Source organism: Streptomyces atratus, from assembly GCF_040655115.1.
Lineage (GTDB): Bacteria > Actinomycetota > Actinomycetes > Streptomycetales > Streptomycetaceae > Streptomyces > Streptomyces atratus_D.
The window spans coordinates 150,490-167,710 of record NZ_JBFAJH010000012.1 but is presented as its reverse complement, the minus strand read 5'-3'; the positions used below and the strand labels follow the sequence as shown (position 1 = coordinate 167,710).

Genomic DNA, 17,221 nt, shown 5'->3' with positions numbered 1-17,221 from the left:
CGATCAGCGACGCTCTTCGTGGCGCGTGGCTCACGGGAGGGGCCGGAGGGTCCATGTCACCGACAGCGCACGGTCAGGAGCTGTCGGTCGCCAGGTCGTCCAACTCCTCGTCGAGCTCGTCCTCGTCGAAGACGGAGCTGACGTCGAAGCGGCACACCACCAGTTGAGGGTCGGCCTCGTCGAACGGGGCATTGAGCCACTCCCCCGGTTCGGGAAGCTCTTCCGCCGCGGAGACCCAGAGCGTGGAGTCGCCCTCCTCCAGGCCGAACTCCTGGTGCCGGGAGGCGATCTCGTCCGGTTCGTACTCACCGAAAAGGACGCCGAGCGCCGCATGGACACTGGCGCCGACCACGGCGGCGGTCCCGTTGGCGCGGCCGTCCGGGTCCAGGTCGGCGACCCGCTGTGCCTGGGCGAGCAGCCGCGGCGGCTCCACCACCGCGTAGTCACGGCGGATCAGCACACTGAGCGCCTTCGGCTCCTCGGGGCCGCCGTACGGCGGCAGGGAGTCGTCGACGCCGGGGATCTCGAAGGGAGTCACCTCGTCGTAGCGGTCGTAGAGGAGTTCGTCGTAGACCTCGGCCGCGGCGGCCAATGCGTTGAACGCCTCATAGACGGCGGGGTCGTCGTCCCCGGACCGGCGCTCGACCGCCGCGAGGTGATGGTCGAGCGCGGCTTTGACCGCATCGGCGGCGGCGCGTACCTCGGCAGCGGTGGGCTGCGCAGCATCAGACATGGTGCAGACGCTATCCGTACACGGCCTCTGCCCGCACAATAGATGCGATGCCGGAATACGAATTTGTCGATGTGTACGTGCCGCGCGGGGTCTCCCGGAAGGAAACCGCCCGCCTGCTGACCGACCATGCCGAGTACGGGCACTGGGAGTTGGACCGATTGACGCTGCGCCGTGACGGCAGCCGCAGGGTGCGGCTGCGCCGGCGGATCATTCGCCAGCTGCGCGCCACCTGGTGAGACGAGCGGGCCCCGCATCCGCGGGGGCCCGCTCGTCTTCGTCCTGCCTGTTTCCGACGGAGCAGCCGCTGTTATGCGGACATACGGGAGCGGCGGTACAGCACCGTACCCGCGCCCGCCAGCAGCAGACCCGCGCCCGCCGGGACCAGCGGGTCGAGCCCGTCCGCTCCGGTGTGGGCGAGCTGGGGCGCGGGCGTGTTCGGCACGGCTCGCGGTGCGGGTACTCCGGGCTTCTCGGGGGTGAGCGGGGTGAGCGGGGTGACCGGAACGTCCACCGGGGGCGTGCTCACGTCGGCGTCGTTCTCGCACGTGGTGCCGGTCGCGTGGCTGAGCAGTCCGCCGACGGTGACACTGTTCCCGCAGGCGTTCACGGGGACGTCGACGGGGACCTGGATGGTGTTGCCCGAGAGGACGCCGGGCGACCCTTTCGCGTGCCCCTCGGCCGTGGCGCCGCTGACGCTCTCGTTGCCTCCGGCCCGGTGCTTGCCCGTTCCGGCGCGGTACTCGCGGGTCAGGTCGCCCATGCCGCGGCCTGCCGCTGCGTGGCGGCCCGATGCCTGCGCACCCGACGCCTGGGCGCCCGAGCCGTGCCGCCCCGAGGCACTGTTTCCCGAACCGTTCCCGCAAGCGTTTCCGGCCGCCGGATTGAGCAGTCCGACAACACTCACGGAGTTACCGCATACGTTGACCGGGACGTCGATCGGGATCTCCACCGAATTCCCCGACAGCACCCCCGGGGAATTCGACACGTCGTCGGCCGCTCCCGCGTCGGCGTGTGCGTATCCGCCACTCAGCGCGAGCACTCCGCCCGCTGCCGCCATGGTCATCAGGCCTTTACGCGTGACCTGTCGCATAGGTTTTCCCTGCCTTCTACCTTCCGGAATACCCCCGGACGTGACCGTGCGGGGGTGGAGCGCCCAGCGGCCCCGGAGCGCATGGCGTGCGCTCCGGGGCCGACCGGGCTCAAACCCTTACGGGTTGACGCCCAACGTCAGGAGTTGGCGCAGTAGTTGCCGGAAGCGGGGTTCAGCAGCCCGACCACGGAGACCGTGTTGCCGCACAGGTTCACCGGCACGTGCACGGGAACCTGGATGGTGTTGCCCGAGACCACACCGGCGCTGCCGACCGCGGCACCCTGGGCGCCCGAGTCGGCGACGGCCATACCCGCACCCGCGAGCACCAGACCACCGGTAACTGCCGCAGCGGCGGCGATCTTCTTGATCATTATTTCCTCCTAGTTGCCAATGCGGTCCCAGCCGCGGACCGCATCACCTGTAACGAGGAATAAGTAGTCGGGCTACGAGGCGATGACCCCTTTCACTCGTTCCGGTCACGTACGTACACACTGACGATTACCTGCGGAACAGAGCGCGGCAATTCAGCAGTTGTCGATGAATCGGTCGAGTACCCGGGCACCGAACTGCAGACCGTCCACCGGCACCCGCTCGTCAACACCGTGGAACATGCCCGCGAAGTCGAGCTCCGGCGGCAGTTTCAGCGGCGCGAACCCGAAACAGCGGATTCCGAGGTCGGCGAAGGACTTGGCATCCGTGCCACCGGAGAGCATGTACGGGACGGCGCGGGCGATCGGGTCCTCCGCCCTCAGCGCGACCTGCATCGCGTCGACCAGGGAGCCGTCGAAGCCGGTCTCCAGCGCCTTGTCACTGTGCACGTCCTCGCGCTTGACCCGCGGGCCGAGGATCCGGTCCAGGTCGGCCAGGAACTCGTCCTCGAAGCCGGGCAGGAAACGGCCGTCGACGTGGGCGACGGCCTGGCCGGGGATCACGTTCACCTTGTAGCCGGCGCCGAGCATGGTGGGGGCGGCGGAGTTGCGGAGGGTGGCGCCGATCATCTTGGCGATGCCGCCCAGCTTGGCGAGCGTGGCGTCCATGTCCTCCGGGTCGAGGGGGGTGCCGAGCGCGTCGGACAGTTCGTCGAGGAAGGACCGTACGGTCTTGGTGACCCTCACCGGCCACTTGTGCCGGCCGAGCCGCCCGACCGCCTCGCAGAGCTCGGTGATCGCGTTGTCGCCGTTGGTCATCGAGCCGTGCCCGGCGGTGCCGTCCACGGTGAGCCGCATCCAGTGCATGCCCTTCTCGGCCGTCTCGACGAGATAGAGCCGCAGCTTCTCGTTGACCGTGAAGGAGAAACCGCCGACCTCGCCGATCGCCTCGGTCACGCCCTCGAAGAGGTCCGGGTGCTTGTCGACGAGATACCGCGCGCCGTACGTACCACCGGCCTCCTCGTCGGCGAGAAAGGCCAGCACGATGTCGCGCGGGGGCTTGCGACCGCTGCGCATCCGGTCACGGACGACCGCGAGGGTCATCGCGTCCATGTCCTTCATGTCGACGGCGCCGCGCCCCCACACACAACCGTCCGCGACCTCGCCCGAGAACGGGTGGTGCGTCCAGTCGTGGGCGTTGGCCGGGACGACGTCGGTGTGCCCGTGGATGAGCAGCGCGGGCCTCGACGGGTCCTCGCCCTCGATCCGGGCCACGGTCGAGGCACGGCCCCTGTGGGATTCGAAGATCTTCGGTTCGAGCCCGACCTCGGCGAGCTTCTCCGCGACGTACTCGGCGGCCGCGCGCTCGCCCGGGCCGGAGTGGTCTCCGTAGTTGCTGGTGTCGATCCGGATCAGCTCACGACAGAGGTCCACGACCTCGTCCTCGCCGGAGAGGCCGCCGGCCTTGTTCGTCTCGCTCACGCTGCTTCCTTCCACTCTCACCCTGGTGCTCCCCCACATCCTCCCGCGCCCGGCCCGCACACCCAAGGGCGCCTGCCCCGTCACGCGCCGTTCACACGGCCAGTGGCGTGATCGAGCACCCCCGATTGTTTGCTATTGTTTTCCACGTCGGAGCGGGCACGGCCCGCAAGACAGACACCTTGTCCGGGTGGCGGAATGGCAGACGCGCTAGCTTGAGGTGCTAGTGCCCTTTATCGGGCGTGGGGGTTCAAGTCCCCCCTCGGACACCAGATGGTCTCCCTCCATGGGAGATGGAGCAGATGCGGGTCGAGGATCACCTCGGCCCGCATCTGCTTTTTGGTGCGGTGCCCGGCGCCGTCACACTCCGGCCGGAGCCGGAGGCGCGGCCGGAGGCGCGGCCGGACGAGATCCACCACCCACTGCTCACCGCCGACCAGGAGCGGGAATGCGGCGGCAGGTTCGCCCGGCGGGGGCACACGTGTGGACAGAAAGGCTCGTCCGTCCCCGCCTGTGCAGGGGCCGGGGCGCGGGCGAGTGGTTACGCCGTGACACCGGCAGGCGGAGGGGTCCGTCTGTCTCCCTCCTCCGGCCCAGGCGCGGAGATCCGTTCTGCCGGACAGTGGGTGGGGTCGGGGGGTTTCCACACCTCCGGAGCCACCATGGACGACCGCTGTCCGACGGTCCCCGAGCACGGGCTCGTCGGCGCGACGAACTCGGGCCGTGGGACACGGAGGAGGTCCGGGCCGCACTCCACTCCACGGCCATGGAGTTCCTGGCGGACCGGAAGGTCGCACTGCTCGGCAGCGACGGCAACAACGACAGTGCTCCCAGCACGATTGAGGACGTCGGCTTCCCCGTCCATGTGCTGGGTGTCCACGCCCTGGGTCTACGCTCGCGGTGGGAAGGGAATCTCACGCGACCGGGCCAGGGAGGCCGCGACCGGTCCCGGCGCTCCGGCCCGCGTCGGTGGAGGCGGAGGCGGCGGTCGGTCCGGGCCCGCCGCCCTCACTTGACGAGCTGGTAGATGCTGTTGGCGACCAGCCACAGCCCCAGCAGAAGTGACAGCGACACGATCGCCTGGTCCTGATGGCTGTCGAGCCAGCTGAGCAACTCTCGTAGCTTCACCCCTGCCGAAACGGGCGAAAAGGTGGTGTACAGCTCCATCGCCAGCAGGCTGGACGTGGCCAGCACACAGAACCCTGTGAGGGCCAGCGTGGACGCCACCGAGGAGAGATCCGCGCTCACTGCCGTGGCGGCTCCGGCACCGACCATGGCCCAGGGCTGCAGCAGGACCGCCAGTCCGGCCGCCGTCCATCCGGACGCGCGGTCCAGTCCCGCCATCCACTTGGGTGAGCGACGGGGGCGAGGCGGACTGCGCCGCTTGTGTTCGCCGTACGCGACGAGCCCCACGCCCAGGGCCAGCTTGGCCGCGAGCGCCGCCGTCGACGGAACACTCTGGCGCGCCGGGGGCGTGCCGCCGGCCAGAAGGATCACGGCAGCGATCACCAGCACGAGGCCGCCGAGCCACGACAGGATGAACGCCAGCCCCTTGCGTACACCTCCGTCGGCGGAGAGCAGCAGGATGAAGGCGCTGTTGTGAATGGGCCCGAGCGTGATGGCCGTGCCGATGACGACGAGGTCAAGGACCATCGCTGCCGGCCGCGTAGCCGGTCCCGTCCTGAGCCCCGTGTCCGCGCGGCTTTCCGAGGCCGGGGGTCTCGGACGCGTCGGCCGGCCACGGCGCCGTCTCGCCCCGGTTCTCGGCCATCGCTGCCTTCCCGTCGTGTCTGCCGTCGGCCGGAGACCGGACCGCGTGTGCACGGGCGCGGGTCGTGGTGGGGACGTCGATCGCACCGCATCTCGACTGTGTTGGCCGGGCGTCACCGCGTCAAGCCGGCCACGGCCCGGATGGGCCGAATGCGTTTCCGGTGGTTCCGCGCGGTTACCGGCGCAGGTCCACCGGGACCGCGGGTCGTCGCCCATACGCCGCGCCGGTGTCCCTGCACCCCGGTGCCCGCGCAGGGGCGCGGCGCGGGCCCTGTCCTGTCGCTGCCCCGGGCAGCCCGGCCGGCGTCGCTGCCGCACCTGCTCCGCGCCGCGGAGAACCCTCCCCGCCGAGTGGTGGACCTGGTCAACATCAGTTCGACTACGGGGCGTGTCGCACGACCGACCGGGTCTTCGGTATCTGTGTCGACGTCGAGGGAACCCCAGGCCCGGGGCGGCCGGCAAGCCCGCACGCCCCGGGCCCGCGACCGACCGTGTCGCTGTCAGGGCTGGGCCAGACGCCGGAACATGGCGTCGATCTCGGCCTGCTTGGCGATCAGGGGCAGGGTGTCGAAGGACAGCTCCCACTCGCCCGCCGGACCGAAGCGCTCCACGATCCCGAAGGGGACCTTCGCGCCCTTGGGGCTGGTGACGGTGCCGTGCCACTCCACGAAGGTGTTCGTGCGGCCGAACGCGACCTGACCGGGCTTCAGTTGGACGTCGGCGTGGTCGAAGAGCCGGCGGAGATAGGCCGCCTTGCCGTCGGCGGTCTTGAGGGGCGCGGCGAGGCCGGGCGCGGTCAGGCGGCCGTGTCCGGTGCCGTCGACGAGAGTGTCGACGTCCTCGGTGTTCCAGGCCGCGAGCCGCGCTGTGACGTCCCCGGCGCGGAAGGGGCGCGGCCCGGGGCCCCGGCCGGCATCGGCCGTCGGGCCCGTGGACACGTCCTGGCCCATGTCGTCCGGAGCCGTGTCCGCGACACCCTCGAACAGGTTGCGCAGCTCCGGGGCGGCCGAGCGGAACACGGTGTACCGGTCGTAGTAGCGCCGGGCCTGGATCGTCTTGCCGTCGTCGGAGAGGACGTTGCGGGCGATCTGCGGATAGCCGACCTTGTGGCCCTTGATGGTGACCTCGTTCCACTGGCCGAACATCACCACCGCACCGTCCGCGACGACTTCGGTGCCCCGGTAGCGCAGGTCCGGTACGAGACGCAGCGAGCCGACGATGGAGTTCCCGATGACGGCGTGCCCGCGCTGCGGATCGCCCCCGGCCTCCCAGAGGGTGGCCTCGGGGTCGAAGATGTCGAGATAGGCGGCGACCCGCGGGTGTCCGACCTCGCCCGGCTGCGGTGGCGTCCCGGTGGGGGTCTCACCGAAGGTGATCTGCCGCTTCATGAACGCGCAGGCGTTGGGGGTGATGCGCCCCTCCAGTGTGCCGACCCTGTCACGGACCTCCGCGCACGCGAGGGAGGCCGGTGCGGCTTCGGCGGCCGTCGCGTGCAGCGCGGCTCCCGCGTCCCTGTTCGCATTCGTGTGCGGGTGTGCCGTGCCGAACGCCATCCCGGACACCATCGCGACCGTGACGGCTCCCGCACGCCCCAGCATCTTCGTACCACGCATCGTCGACCTCTCACCCGTCGTAGGGGGAACAACCGTGACCCCAGGCCCTGGTGGAGTGCGTGTCCCGCGCTCCCCGGCCTGTGACGGCAACCCTGCCCGCGTCCGCTCCGAAGATCGATTACCTGGCAGGTAATGGGCCGCGGCCCGGGGCGGGCGGGACGACGCACGGCAGGCGGTGGTGACCGGGTGGGCGTGAGAGGTGGCCGTGACGTGTGGCGGTACGGCGCGTCAGTCGGCGTAGGCCGCCGGGGGCGGGCCCGTGGAGCGCCAAGGTCCACCTGGCCGGCGACAACCGGGCACAGCCCCTGGCCCTTCACGTCACCGCAGGTCGGGCCGGTGACGCAGCGGCCTTCGAGGCCGGCATGGCCAAGATCCGGGTCCCGTGCACCGGACCCGGAAGTCCCTGGACCCGGCGGCGGTTGTCCTCGCGGATCGCGCGTACCCGTGCCGCGCGATCCGCGGGCATCTGCGTCCGCGCGGGATCCGTGGCGTCATCCCACAGCCGGCCGACCGGGTCGCACGCCAACTGCGACGCGGGGGCCGTCACCGCTCCGACACCGTCGGTGAGCTGCGCCGACGCTGTGACAGGATGACCGGCACCATGACCATCAGCACCGTCATCAGCTGCCGTGCCCCAGGCGCAGACGCACCGGCCGGGACCTCGTGATGAGGGGCCGTACGAAGCCTCCGTCGGCGCCCCTGTCGCAGCGGGACGGGATCGATCCGGTGCGGGTGCGGCTCCCCGAGGATCCGGGCGGGGAGTGGGCGACAGTCCGTGACCATCTGGTGGCGCGGTTCGGCGCTGCGATCGGGGCGGACCGGGTGGACGCCCTGCTCGCCGGGGGCAGGTTCGTCTCGGTGCAGGGACCCGTGGCCCCCGACGAGCCGTACACGGCGGGCCGGTATCTCTGGTTCCACCGGGACTTCGCGCCCGAGGAGCCGGTGCCGTTCCCCGTCGGTGTCGTGTACCGCGACGCGCATCTCGTCGTCGCCGACAAGCCGCACTTCCTCGCCACGACACCGCGCGGCCGGCACATCACCGAGACAGCCGTGGCCCGGCTCCGCCGCGAGCTGGCTCTGCCGTCGTTGCAGCCCGCCCACCGGCTGGACCGACTGACGGCAGGCCTGGTGCTCTTCGTCGTACGGCCCGAGGAGCGGGGCGCGTACCAGACGCTGTTCCGCGACAAGCGGGTGCGCAAGGAGTACGAGGCGGTGGCACCGTACGACCCGGAACTGGCCTTCCCGCGCACCGTACGCAGCCGGATCGTCAAGGAGCGCGGGGTGATCGCCGCCCGGGAGGAGCCGGGCGAGGCGAACAGCGAGAGCCGGATCGAGCTGCTGGAGCACCGGGCGGGGCTGGGCCGCTACCGGTTGCTGCCCGCCACCGGGCGCACCCACCAGCTGCGGGTTCATATGAACAGTCTGGGGCTGCCGCTCGTCCATGATCCGGTCTATCCGGTGGTCGAACCGGAGGGGGCGGCGGACGACTGGACGCGTCCGCTGCAACTCCTTGCCCGGGTACTGGAGTTCACCGATCCGGTCACGGGCGGGACGCGCCGCTTCGAGAGCGGGCTGCGGCTCTCCGCGTGGCCGGACCGGTGATCCCCTGACGTCAGTGCCCGCGGGCGATCCACTCGTCGAGGTGCGGCGCCTCGGCGCCGATCGTGGTGGAGTCGCCGTGTCCGGTACGGACGGTGGTCTCCGCCGGCAGCGCGAGCAGCCGGTCCCTGATCGACGCGACGATCGTCGGGAAGTGCGAGAACGACCGCCCGGTGGCGCCGGGCCCGCCCTGGAAGAGTGTGTCCCCGGTGAAGACGGTGGACAGCTCGGGGGCGTACAGGCAGACCGCTCCCGGGGCGTGGCCGGGGGTGTGCAGGACCTGGAGCGTGGTCCCGGCGATCTGCAGCTCCTGGCCCTCCGCCAGTTCGGCGTCGGGCGTGCGGTCCGGATGGGTCTGCTTCCACAGCGGCAGGTCGTCGGGGTGCAGCAGGATGGGTGCACCCGTGGCGTCGGCGAGGGCCGGGGCCGCGTCGACGTGGTCGTTGTGGGCGTGTGTGCAGACGATGGCGCGCAGCGTACGTCCGCCGAGCGCGTCCTCGATGGCGACCGGATCGTGGGAGGCGTCGATGACGATCGCCTCGGTGTCGTCGCCGATGATCCAGACGTTGTTGTCGACGTCCCACTCGCCGCCGTCGAGGGCGAAGGTGCCGGAGGTGACGAGGTGGTCGATGCGGGCCGTCATCAGAAGACCACCACCGAGCGCAGCACGTCGCCTTCGTGCATCCGGGTGAATGCCTGCTCGACGTCGCCGAGGCCGATGGTCTCCGTGACGAACGCACCGAGGTCGATCCGGCCCTGCTGGTGCAGGTCGATGAGCATCGGGAAGTCGCGCGAGGGCAGGCAGTCCCCGTACCAGGACGACTTGAGGGAGCCGCCGCGGCCGAACACGTCGATCAGCGGCAGTTCGAGCCGCATCTCCGGGGTGGGGACGCCGACCAGGACGACCGTGCCGGCGAGGTCCCGGGCGTAGAACGCCTGCTTGTACGTCTCCGGGCGGCCGACCGCCTCGATGACGACATCGGCGCCGTTGCCGCCGGTCAGGGCGCGGATCGCCTCGACCGGGTCGGTGGTGCGGGAGTTGACGGTGTGCGTGGCACCCATCTTCTTCGCCGTCTCCAGCTTGCGGTCGTCGATGTCCACCGCGATGATCCTCGCGGCGCCGGCCAGCCGGGCGCCCATGACGGCCGCGTCGCCGACACCGCCGCAGCCGATGACGGCGACCGAGTCGCCGCGGCCGACCTCTCCGGTGTTGATCGCGGCCCCGATGCCCGCCATGACGCCGCAGCCGAGCAGCCCGGCAGCGGCCGGGGAGACCTCGGGGTCGACCTTGGTGCACTGGCCCGCGGCGACCAGCGTCTTCTCCGCGAACGCGCCGATACCGAGCGCGGGCGACAGCTCGGTACCGTCCAGCAGCGTCATCTTCTGCTTGGCGTTGTGCGTGTTGAAGCAGTACCAGGGGCGGCCGCGCCGACACGCCCGGCACTGCCCGCAGACCGCACGCCAGTTGAGGACGACGAAGTCGCCGGGCTCGACGTCCGTGACCCCCTCGCCGACGGACTCCACGATGCCCGCGGCCTCGTGGCCGAGCAGGAACGGGAAGTCGTCGTTGATGCCGCCCTGCTTGTAGTGCAGGTCGGTGTGGCAGACGCCGCACGTCTGGATCTTCACCACGGCCTCACCGGGACCGGGATCCGGGATCACGATCGTCTCGACCCGTACCGGCTCGTTCTTTCCCGGTGCGATGACCCCTTGCACCTGCTGCGCCATACCGTGGTCTCCCTTTTCGTGACGGTCCCGGCTTCTCTGACGTTCGACCGACATCCGAAGATCGAACACGAACAACCGTACGCGGTGCGTGGGTGTCCCGGCATCGGCGGCACGGTGGCGCGCGGGAGGCGGCCCCCACCGGAGGTTCCGCGGGGGCCGCCTGCCGGCGGGTCAGGCCTCCATGTCGTGGACCCGGAGTCCGCCGACGTACGTCTGGAGGACGTGGGTGGCGCCTGTCTCCTCGGGCGGGCCCGCGTACGGGTCGCGGTCCAGGACCACCAGGTCGGCGAGGGCCTGCCGTGCGGGACGCGAGGGTGGCAGGAGTACGGGGGGTCAGGCCGCTTCGGCGACCGCCGGACCGGCGGCGAGGGAGCGGCCGGTGGTGAAGTACGGGGACTTCCTTACCCACTTGGCCCAGGCAGCCGCACCCACACCGGTCAAAAGCATGACCGCCGGGCAGAACAGCATGAACCAGCCGTTGTCCGGGCTGATCTCGAAGTGGTCGGCGGAGGTGTAGAAGGACCAGCAGAGGTAGCCGCCGAGGCCGAGCAGCGCGGTGGCGCTGAGCACCGGGAGCACCACGGCCCGCAGGGCCTCGGACCGGCTCTCGCGCAGCGCCCCGCGGAAGCGGGCGGCAGCGGCCAGTGCGGTGAGCGCGTAGTACAGCGAGACGACGACACCGATCGCGTTGACGGAGGCCAGGATGAGGTCGCCGACCTTCGGAATGACCAGGGACAGGACGGCGATGGCGGCGGCGGCGCAGCCGATCACGACGGTTCCGGCCGCCGGTGTGCCGTACCGCGGGCTGACCTTGGTCCAGAGCGGTCCGAGGGTGCGGTCCCGGCTCATCGCGAACATGCCGCGCACGGTCGGGATCACGCCGGACTGGAGCGAGGCGACGGCGGAGAAGGTGAGGGCGGTCAACGGGAGTGCGGCGAGCGGCTGGTCGGCGAGCCGGTCGCCGAAGTAGGTGAGTCCCTGGGCTCCGTGTCCGGTCAACTCGTCCAGCGAGAGGACGCGCTGGAAGGCGAAGGAGCCGAGGAGGAAGAGGCCGAGCATGGTGACCAGAGTGATGAGTCCGGCTCTGGAGGCGTCCTGCGGGTCGCGGACCTCCTCGTTGACGCTGAACGACGACTCGAACCCCCAGTAGCAGAAGACCGAGAGGAGAAGGCCCTGGGCGAGCTGCTGTCCGGAGGGGATGGTGAACGGGTTGATCCAGTCCAGGCTGAACGGGTGCGGGCCGACGGCCAGTCCGTATCCGCAGAACCCGAGCAGCACGGCGTACTCGAAGACGAGGAGGTACTTCTGCAGGTTGGCGGCGGTCCGGGTGCCGATGATCGCGGTGAAGGTGACGGCGACGAGGACGACGATGCCGAGAACGGTCGACTGGGCGGTGGAGTCCGGGTCGAGGCGGAGCCCGGCGAGGCTGTGCAGCCCGCCCTCGTCGGCGAGTTGGAGCAGTGCGGAGCCGGTGACGGTCGTGGTGTACGAGAGAAAGACGACCGTGGAGACGATACCGATCCAGCCGACGAGGAAGCCGAGCCAGGGACTGAGGGAGCGGCCGACCCAGACATAGCCGCTGCCCATGTTGGGCTCGACCCGGTTGAGCCGGGAGTAGGCGCTCGCGATGCCGAGGACGGGCAGGAAGCCCAGCAGCATGATGACCGGCAGGTGCAGGCCGACGGCGCCCGCGGTGACGCCGAGGCCGATGCCGATGCTGGTGGTCGCTGCGGTGGAGGAGGCGGCGATGGCGATTCCGTCGACGACGCCGAGGCTCTTCCTGAGGGTCGTGGCCGCTGGTGGGTCGCTGCCGTAGGGGGTGGGTGAGGCCGTCACGCAGGCTCCTTCGCCGAGGGGCGCTTTTCGGCCCCGATGGCGGCATATCGAATCCCTCGGGGGTTCCGCACGTCAATGCTGTTGTCATAAGCTTCCCCCATGGGCACGAGCGACCGGGTGGTGCCGGAGGACGGGCGGCGCCGCAGGCGCCCCACCAAACAGGGCACGGTGCTGTCGGAGGAGCTGATCATCGAGACGGTGCTGCGGCTGATCGGCGAGCACGGGGCGGCGGCGCTCACCGTGCGCCGGCTGGGCGCGGCGCTGGGCTGCGACCCGAGCGCGGTCTACCGGTACTTCCGGGACACGGACGAGCTGCTGCTGGCGGTGGCCGACGAGCTGATCGGCCACACGCTGCGCGACTGGCGGGCCACCGGGGACTGGCGGGCCGACCTGCGTGACCTGGGGCTCCGCATGCACGCCAACTATCTGGCGCATCCGCAGGCGGCGATGCTGACGTGTACGCGAGTCACCGGTCGTACGCACGAGATCCAGGCCGTGGAGACCATCCTCGGGATTCTGCGCGGGGCGGGATTCCCGGACGGGGAGGCGGCGCGGATCTACCACGTGTTCGTGGACCAGACACTGTCGTTCGCCGCGGTGGACGCGTCGACGCTGGTGCTGTCGGAGCGGGCCCGCGCGCTGGAGGTCCAGGCGTGGCAGGAGACGTACGCACGACTGCCGGCCGCCGAGCATCCGAACATCGCGGCGATCGCACCGGTCCTGGTGGCGGAGATGAGCCGCAGCGGGTATCCGGCGGCGCTGGAGATGGTGCTCGCTGCAGCCGCCGGCCGGCTCCAGCATGTGAAGTCCGGGCGCTGACCGACGCGCGCGGCCCTGCCCTCCGGATCCGGACCCCGACCCGCGTCCCGGGGCCCCGCGCGGCGCGTGCCCTGCGGACTCAGGGTGCGAGCACGTCCAGTTCGTGCAGGGCGCCCACCGCGATCTCCTTCGTCAGCCGCTCCGCCTCCGCCACGTCGCCCTCCCGCACCGCTTCCGCCAGCCGCACGTGGAGCGTGACCGCCGCAGGGTCCGGGTCCTCGAACATCACCTGGTGGTGGGTGCGTCCCGCCAGTACCTCGGCGACGACGTCCCCGAGCCGCGCGAACATCTCGTTGCCGGAGGCGTTGAGCACGATCCGGTGGAACGCGATGTCGTGCTCCAGGTATCCCTCCAGCTGCTGGCCGCGTGAGGTCGCGACCATGCCGAGGGCGCATTCGGTGAGGGCGGCGCACTGTTCCGGCGTGGCGTGCCGGGCGGCGAGTCCGGCCGCGACCGGTTCGATCGCCGAGCGCAGGACGGTCAGGGAGCGCAGCTGGCGCGACCGGTCGGTGCCGGCCAGTCGCCACCGGATGACCTGCGGATCGTAGACGTTCCACGCCTCGGTCGGCTGTACGGTCACGCCGACCCGGCGCCGGGACTCGACCAGGTGCATGGATTCGAGGACACGGACCACTTCGCGGACGACCGTGCGCGAGACGTCGAAGCGCTGGGCCAGCTCGTCGGTGCGCAGCACCCGGCCCGGCGGGCAGTCCCCCGCGGCGATCTCCAGACCCAGGGTGTCCAGCACGTGTGTATGCAGCCCAGGGCCCTGTGTGGTCATGGGCAAAGCCTACGGGTCACATACCGGGAACAAAAAGTACGACTTTTATGTCACAGCATCTTGAATAAGTCGTACGTATGGGTTTCAGTAGCGCGACGGACCGGTGTCGAGGAAGACATCGACGGAGACAGCGAGGCACCACCAATGAGCACCCCCCACGTCGTCGTGGTGATGGGCGTAGCAGGGACCGGCAAGACCACGATCGGTCCCCTGCTCGCCACCGAACTCGGCGTTCCGTACGCCGAGGGCGACGACTTCCATCCCGCGGCGAACATCGCCAAGATGTCGGCCGGCACCCCGCTGGACGACACCGACCGGTGGCCCTGGCTCGATGCGATCGGGCAGTGGGCGCACAACCGGGCCGGACTCGGCGGCGTTGTCAGCAGCTCGGCGCTCAAGCGGGTCTACCGCGACCGGCTGCGCGCCGAGGCCCCCGGTGCCGTCTTCCTCCACCTGACCGGCGACCGGGCCCTCATCGAGGAGCGCATGGCGGACCGCAAGGGCCACTTCATGCCGACCGCGCTGCTCGACTCGCAGTTCGCCACCCTGCAGCCGCTGCAGGAGGACGAGGTCGGCGTCTCCGTCGATGTGTCCGGCACCCCCGAAGAAATCACCCAGCGAGCCGTCGCCGCGCTGCGCCGGCTCGAAGACTAAGGATCCCCACCGTGACCAGTCTCAGCGTCGAGATGTTGGCAGCGGACGCCGTCGAACCGATCACTTCGGCAGGCAACGCGCAGTTGGGCATTGCCGTCCTGGCCGGCATCGCCGTCATCGTTCTGCTGATCACCAAGTTCAAGTTGCACGCGTTCCTCGCGCTGACCATCGGCTCGCTGGCCCTCGGCTCCTTCGCCGGTGCCGCGCCCGCCAAGACGATCGCCAGCTTCACCACCGGTCTCGGCTCGACCGTCGCGGGCGTCGGTGTCCTGATCGCGCTCGGCGCCATCCTGGGCAAGCTGCTCGCCGACTCCGGCGGCGCGGACCAGATCGTCGACACGATTCTCGCCAAGGCGAGCGGGCGCGCCATGCCGTGGGCGATGGTCCTCATCGCCTCGATCATCGGGCTGCCGCTCTTCTTCGAGGTCGGCATCGTGCTGCTGATCCCGGTCGTGCTGCTCGTCGCCAAGCGCGGCAACTACTCCCTGATGCGGATCGGTATCCCGGCGCTGGCCGGTCTCTCCGTGATGCACGGGCTGATCCCCCCGCACCCCGGCCCGCTGGTGGCGATCGACGCCCTCGGCGCCAACCTCGGTGTCACGCTGGCGCTCGGTGTCCTGGTCGCCATCCCGACCGTGATCATCGCGGGGCCCGTCTTCTCCCGCTACGCCGCCCGCTGGGTGGACATCAAGGCGCCCGAGAAGATGATCCCGCAGCGTCCGTCGGAGGACCTGGAGCGTCGCCCCAGCTTCGGCGCCACGCTGGCGACCATCCTGCTGCCCGTCGTGCTGATGCTGGCCAAGGCCCTCGTCGACATCGTCGTGGACAACCCGGAGAACCACGTCCAGCGGGTCACCGATGTGATCGGCTCGCCGCTGATCGCGCTCCTCGCGGCCGTCATAGTCGGGATGTTCACGCTGGGCCGGGCAGCCGGTTTCAGCAAGGGCCGGCTCTCCACCACCGTCGAGAAGTCCCTCGCCCCGATCGCGGGCGTGCTGCTGATCGTCGGTGCGGGCGGTGGCTTCAAGCAGACCCTCATCGATGCCGGTGTGGGCCACATGATCCTGGACTTCTCCAAGGACTGGTCGATCCCGGCGCTGCTGCTGGGCTGGCTGATCGCCGTCGCGATCCGGCTCGCGACCGGCTCGGCGACCGTGGCCACGATCTCGGCGGCCGGTCTGGTCGCCCCGCTCGCCGCCGACATGTCGACGTCGCACGCGGCGCTGCTGGTCCTCGCCGTCGGTGCGGGCTCGCTCTTCTTCAGCCACGTCAACGACGCCGGTTTCTGGCTGGTGAAGGAGTACTTCGGGATGAGTGTCGGCCAGACGGTGAAGACCTGGTCGGTGATGGAGACCATCATCTCCGTGGTCTCGCTCGGCTTCATCCTGCTGCTGTCGCTGATCCTCTAGGGCAGGTCCGGCTTCTCGGGGGACTCCCCCCACAGCGAGTGTTCGGTCCGGGCCCAATGGCGCTCGACCGACCCGGTGCGCATGCCACGGCGTGCCTCCGGGTCGGCGAGCGCCATTGCCATGTGCCCGGCCAGCACGATCCCGATGGCCAGCGCCAGCCAGTCGTGGACGAACGTGGCGCCGGTCCGCCACACCAGCGGGGCCAGGCCGGTGAACCACATCAGCAGTCCGGTGCCGGTCATGACGAGCACGGCGCCCGCGATCCAGGCGGCGTACAGCTTCTGTCCCGCGTTGAACTTGCCGGCGGGCCGGGACCCGGGCCTCCGGTCACGGCGGCGCACCGCCCGCAGCCACTGACGGTCGTGCGGACCGAACCGGCCCAGCCGGCACAGGTCGGCGCGCAGCGCCCGGGAGACGAGACCGGCCAGCAGCGGTACGGGGATCAGCAGCCCGGACCACTGGTGCACGGTGACCACGAGATGACGGCGGCCGACGAGTTCGGCCAGCTGGGGCACGTACAGGCAGGCGGCGGTCGCCACGCACAGCAGCATCAGCCAGGCCGTGGTGCGGTGCACCCGGCGCTCCACCCTGCTGAAGCGCCGCACCCGACCGGTGGGGTCAGCCGGTGGGGGCATCGCCGCGGCCGTTGGACCGCCCGACCCAGGCGTCGACGTCATAGCCCAGCTCCTCCCAGTAACCGGGTTTCACGGAGTCGGTGACGGTGATCCCGGAGAGCCATTTCGCCGACTTGTAGAAGTACATCGGGGCCACGTAGAGGCGGACCGGACCGCCGTGGGAGTGGGCCACCGGCTTGTCCTGCATGCGCAGGGCGACCAGCACGTCGGGGCGCCGGGCCTGGTCGAGGGTGAGGCTCTCGCTGTACGTGCCGTCGAAGCAGGTGAAGCGGACCGCCTTCGCCCCGGGCCGCACCCCGGCCGCGTCCAGCAGCGTGGAGAGCCGTACGCCCTCGAACGGGGTCTCGGGGACCCGCCAGCCGGTGACGCACTGGACGTCGCGGACCAGCCGGGTCTGCGGCAGCACACGGAGCCGGTCGAGGGTGTAGGTGGCGGGCCGGTCGACCAGGCCGTCGATCCTCAGCCGGTAGTCCGTGGCGCTCTTCCTCGGTACGGACGAGGCGACGGAGTAGTAGCGGAATCCGCCCCCGTTGGGCAGCAGTCCGGTCAGGCCGGTGGGGTCCTTGTCGGCGACCGCGCCGAGCCCGGACTCCAGGACGCGCTGCAGGGCGGGCGCCGCCACGACTCCGGCGGCGCCGAGCCCCAGCATGGCCAGGACCAGACGGCGGCCCACGGGTGTGCCTTCGGCATCGGGAGGGCGACTGTTC

Annotated in this window: 17 protein-coding genes, 1 tRNA gene and 1 pseudogene; 7 read left to right on the top strand and 12 right to left on the bottom strand. The window is 70.7% G+C overall.

Annotated features, from left to right (window positions below; all coding sequences use genetic code 11):
* Positions 1 to 73: 73 nt before the first annotated feature.
* Positions 74 to 733: a hypothetical protein gene (locus AB0I23_RS17015; RefSeq protein ID WP_359109953.1), complete on the bottom strand. Its 660-nt coding sequence runs from the start codon at positions 731 to 733 to the stop codon at positions 74 to 76.
* Positions 734 to 780: 47 nt separating this feature from the next.
* On the opposite strand from AB0I23_RS17015, the gene AB0I23_RS17010 reads away from it, so the two are divergent.
* Complete coding sequence (locus tag AB0I23_RS17010) at positions 781 to 969, top strand: DUF5703 family protein (RefSeq protein ID WP_030918345.1); 189 nt, start codon at positions 781 to 783, stop codon at positions 967 to 969.
* A gap of 71 nt (positions 970 to 1,040) precedes the next feature.
* Here the strand turns inward: AB0I23_RS17010 and AB0I23_RS17005 are convergent, their stop codons facing one another.
* From AB0I23_RS17005 to AB0I23_RS16995, 3 genes are all read right to left on the bottom strand, one after another.
* Positions 1,041 to 1,823 (bottom strand): chaplin, encoded by a 783-nt coding sequence (locus tag AB0I23_RS17005; RefSeq protein ID WP_359109952.1) that lies wholly within the window; start codon positions 1,821 to 1,823, stop codon positions 1,041 to 1,043.
* A gap of 137 nt (positions 1,824 to 1,960) precedes the next feature.
* Positions 1,961 to 2,194, bottom strand: coding sequence for a chaplin (locus AB0I23_RS17000; RefSeq protein WP_359109951.1), 234 nt, complete (start codon positions 2,192 to 2,194; stop codon positions 1,961 to 1,963).
* Between the two features lie 153 nt (positions 2,195 to 2,347).
* Positions 2,348 to 3,673, bottom strand: a complete 1,326-nt coding sequence (locus tag AB0I23_RS16995; RefSeq protein WP_359109950.1) for a M20/M25/M40 family metallo-hydrolase — start codon at positions 3,671 to 3,673, stop codon at positions 2,348 to 2,350.
* A gap of 181 nt (positions 3,674 to 3,854) precedes the next feature.
* Between AB0I23_RS16995 and AB0I23_RS16990 the strand changes: the two genes are divergently transcribed.
* Positions 3,855 to 3,942, top strand: a tRNA-Leu gene (locus AB0I23_RS16990).
* A 736-nt stretch (positions 3,943 to 4,678) separates the two neighbouring features.
* Here AB0I23_RS16990 and AB0I23_RS16985 read toward each other — a convergent pair.
* Both AB0I23_RS16985 and AB0I23_RS16980 read right to left on the bottom strand, forming a co-directional pair.
* Positions 4,679 to 5,323: a GAP family protein gene (locus AB0I23_RS16985; protein ID WP_359109949.1), complete on the bottom strand. Its 645-nt coding sequence runs from the start codon at positions 5,321 to 5,323 to the stop codon at positions 4,679 to 4,681.
* Positions 5,324 to 5,940: 617 nt separating this feature from the next.
* Positions 5,941 to 7,053 (bottom strand): hypothetical protein, encoded by a 1,113-nt coding sequence (locus tag AB0I23_RS16980; RefSeq protein ID WP_359109948.1) that lies wholly within the window; start codon positions 7,051 to 7,053, stop codon positions 5,941 to 5,943.
* Positions 7,054 to 7,307: 254 nt separating this feature from the next.
* On the opposite strand from AB0I23_RS16980, the pseudogene AB0I23_RS16975 reads away from it, so the two are divergent.
* Together AB0I23_RS16975 and AB0I23_RS16970 are read left to right on the top strand one after the other, a co-directional pair.
* Positions 7,308 to 7,591: pseudogene (locus AB0I23_RS16975) on the top strand (IS5/IS1182 family transposase); the annotation flags it as partial.
* Between the two features lie 128 nt (positions 7,592 to 7,719).
* Complete coding sequence (locus tag AB0I23_RS16970; RefSeq protein ID WP_359109947.1) at positions 7,720 to 8,655, top strand: pseudouridine synthase; 936 nt, start codon at positions 7,720 to 7,722, stop codon at positions 8,653 to 8,655.
* 10 nt (positions 8,656 to 8,665) lie between these two features.
* Here the strand turns inward: AB0I23_RS16970 and AB0I23_RS16965 are convergent, their stop codons facing one another.
* From AB0I23_RS16965 to AB0I23_RS16955, 3 genes are all read right to left on the bottom strand, one after another.
* On the bottom strand, positions 8,666 to 9,295 hold the full coding sequence (locus AB0I23_RS16965; RefSeq protein ID WP_359109945.1) for an MBL fold metallo-hydrolase: 630 nt from the start codon (positions 9,293 to 9,295) through the stop codon (positions 8,666 to 8,668).
* Positions 9,295 to 10,380 (bottom strand): S-(hydroxymethyl)mycothiol dehydrogenase, encoded by a 1,086-nt coding sequence (locus tag AB0I23_RS16960; protein ID WP_359109944.1) that lies wholly within the window; start codon positions 10,378 to 10,380, stop codon positions 9,295 to 9,297. Before AB0I23_RS16960 ends, AB0I23_RS16965 begins: the two co-directional genes overlap by 1 nt.
* Positions 10,381 to 10,713: 333 nt before the next feature.
* Positions 10,714 to 12,216, bottom strand: coding sequence for an APC family permease (locus tag AB0I23_RS16955; RefSeq protein ID WP_359109943.1), 1,503 nt, complete (start codon positions 12,214 to 12,216; stop codon positions 10,714 to 10,716).
* A 99-nt stretch (positions 12,217 to 12,315) separates the two neighbouring features.
* Between AB0I23_RS16955 and AB0I23_RS16950 the strand changes: the two genes are divergently transcribed.
* Positions 12,316 to 13,035, top strand: a complete 720-nt coding sequence (locus AB0I23_RS16950) for a TetR/AcrR family transcriptional regulator (protein WP_359109942.1) — start codon at positions 12,316 to 12,318, stop codon at positions 13,033 to 13,035.
* Positions 13,036 to 13,114: 79 nt separating this feature from the next.
* Here the strand turns inward: AB0I23_RS16950 and AB0I23_RS16945 are convergent, their stop codons facing one another.
* A complete protein-coding gene (locus tag AB0I23_RS16945; protein ID WP_359109940.1) occupies positions 13,115 to 13,816 on the bottom strand; it encodes a FadR/GntR family transcriptional regulator in 702 nt (233 codons plus the stop codon).
* Positions 13,817 to 13,960: 144 nt separating this feature from the next.
* On the opposite strand from AB0I23_RS16945, the gene AB0I23_RS16940 reads away from it, so the two are divergent.
* Positions 13,961 to 14,470 (top strand): gluconokinase, encoded by a 510-nt coding sequence (locus AB0I23_RS16940; protein ID WP_359109939.1) that lies wholly within the window; start codon positions 13,961 to 13,963, stop codon positions 14,468 to 14,470.
* 11 nt (positions 14,471 to 14,481) lie between these two features.
* Positions 14,482 to 15,879 carry a GntT/GntP/DsdX family permease gene (locus AB0I23_RS16935; RefSeq protein WP_359109938.1) on the top strand — a complete coding sequence of 466 codons (1,398 nt, stop codon included), beginning with the start codon at positions 14,482 to 14,484 and terminating at the stop codon, positions 15,877 to 15,879.
* On the opposite strand, the gene AB0I23_RS16930 is transcribed toward AB0I23_RS16935, so the two are convergent.
* Both AB0I23_RS16930 and AB0I23_RS16925 read right to left on the bottom strand, forming a co-directional pair.
* The gene (locus tag AB0I23_RS16930; RefSeq protein WP_359109937.1) at positions 15,876 to 16,514 is read right to left on the bottom strand and encodes a cytochrome b/b6 domain-containing protein; all 639 of its coding nucleotides are present in this window, start codon (positions 16,512 to 16,514) and stop codon (positions 15,876 to 15,878) included. The two genes, AB0I23_RS16935 and AB0I23_RS16930, sit on opposite strands and share 4 nt — an antisense overlap.
* Entirely contained in the window at positions 16,498 to 17,163 is a 666-nt protein-coding gene (locus AB0I23_RS16925) for a molybdopterin-dependent oxidoreductase (protein ID WP_359109974.1), read from the bottom strand. The genes AB0I23_RS16930 and AB0I23_RS16925 overlap by 17 nt, the downstream gene beginning before the upstream one ends.
* Positions 17,164 to 17,221: the final 58 nt, after the last annotated feature.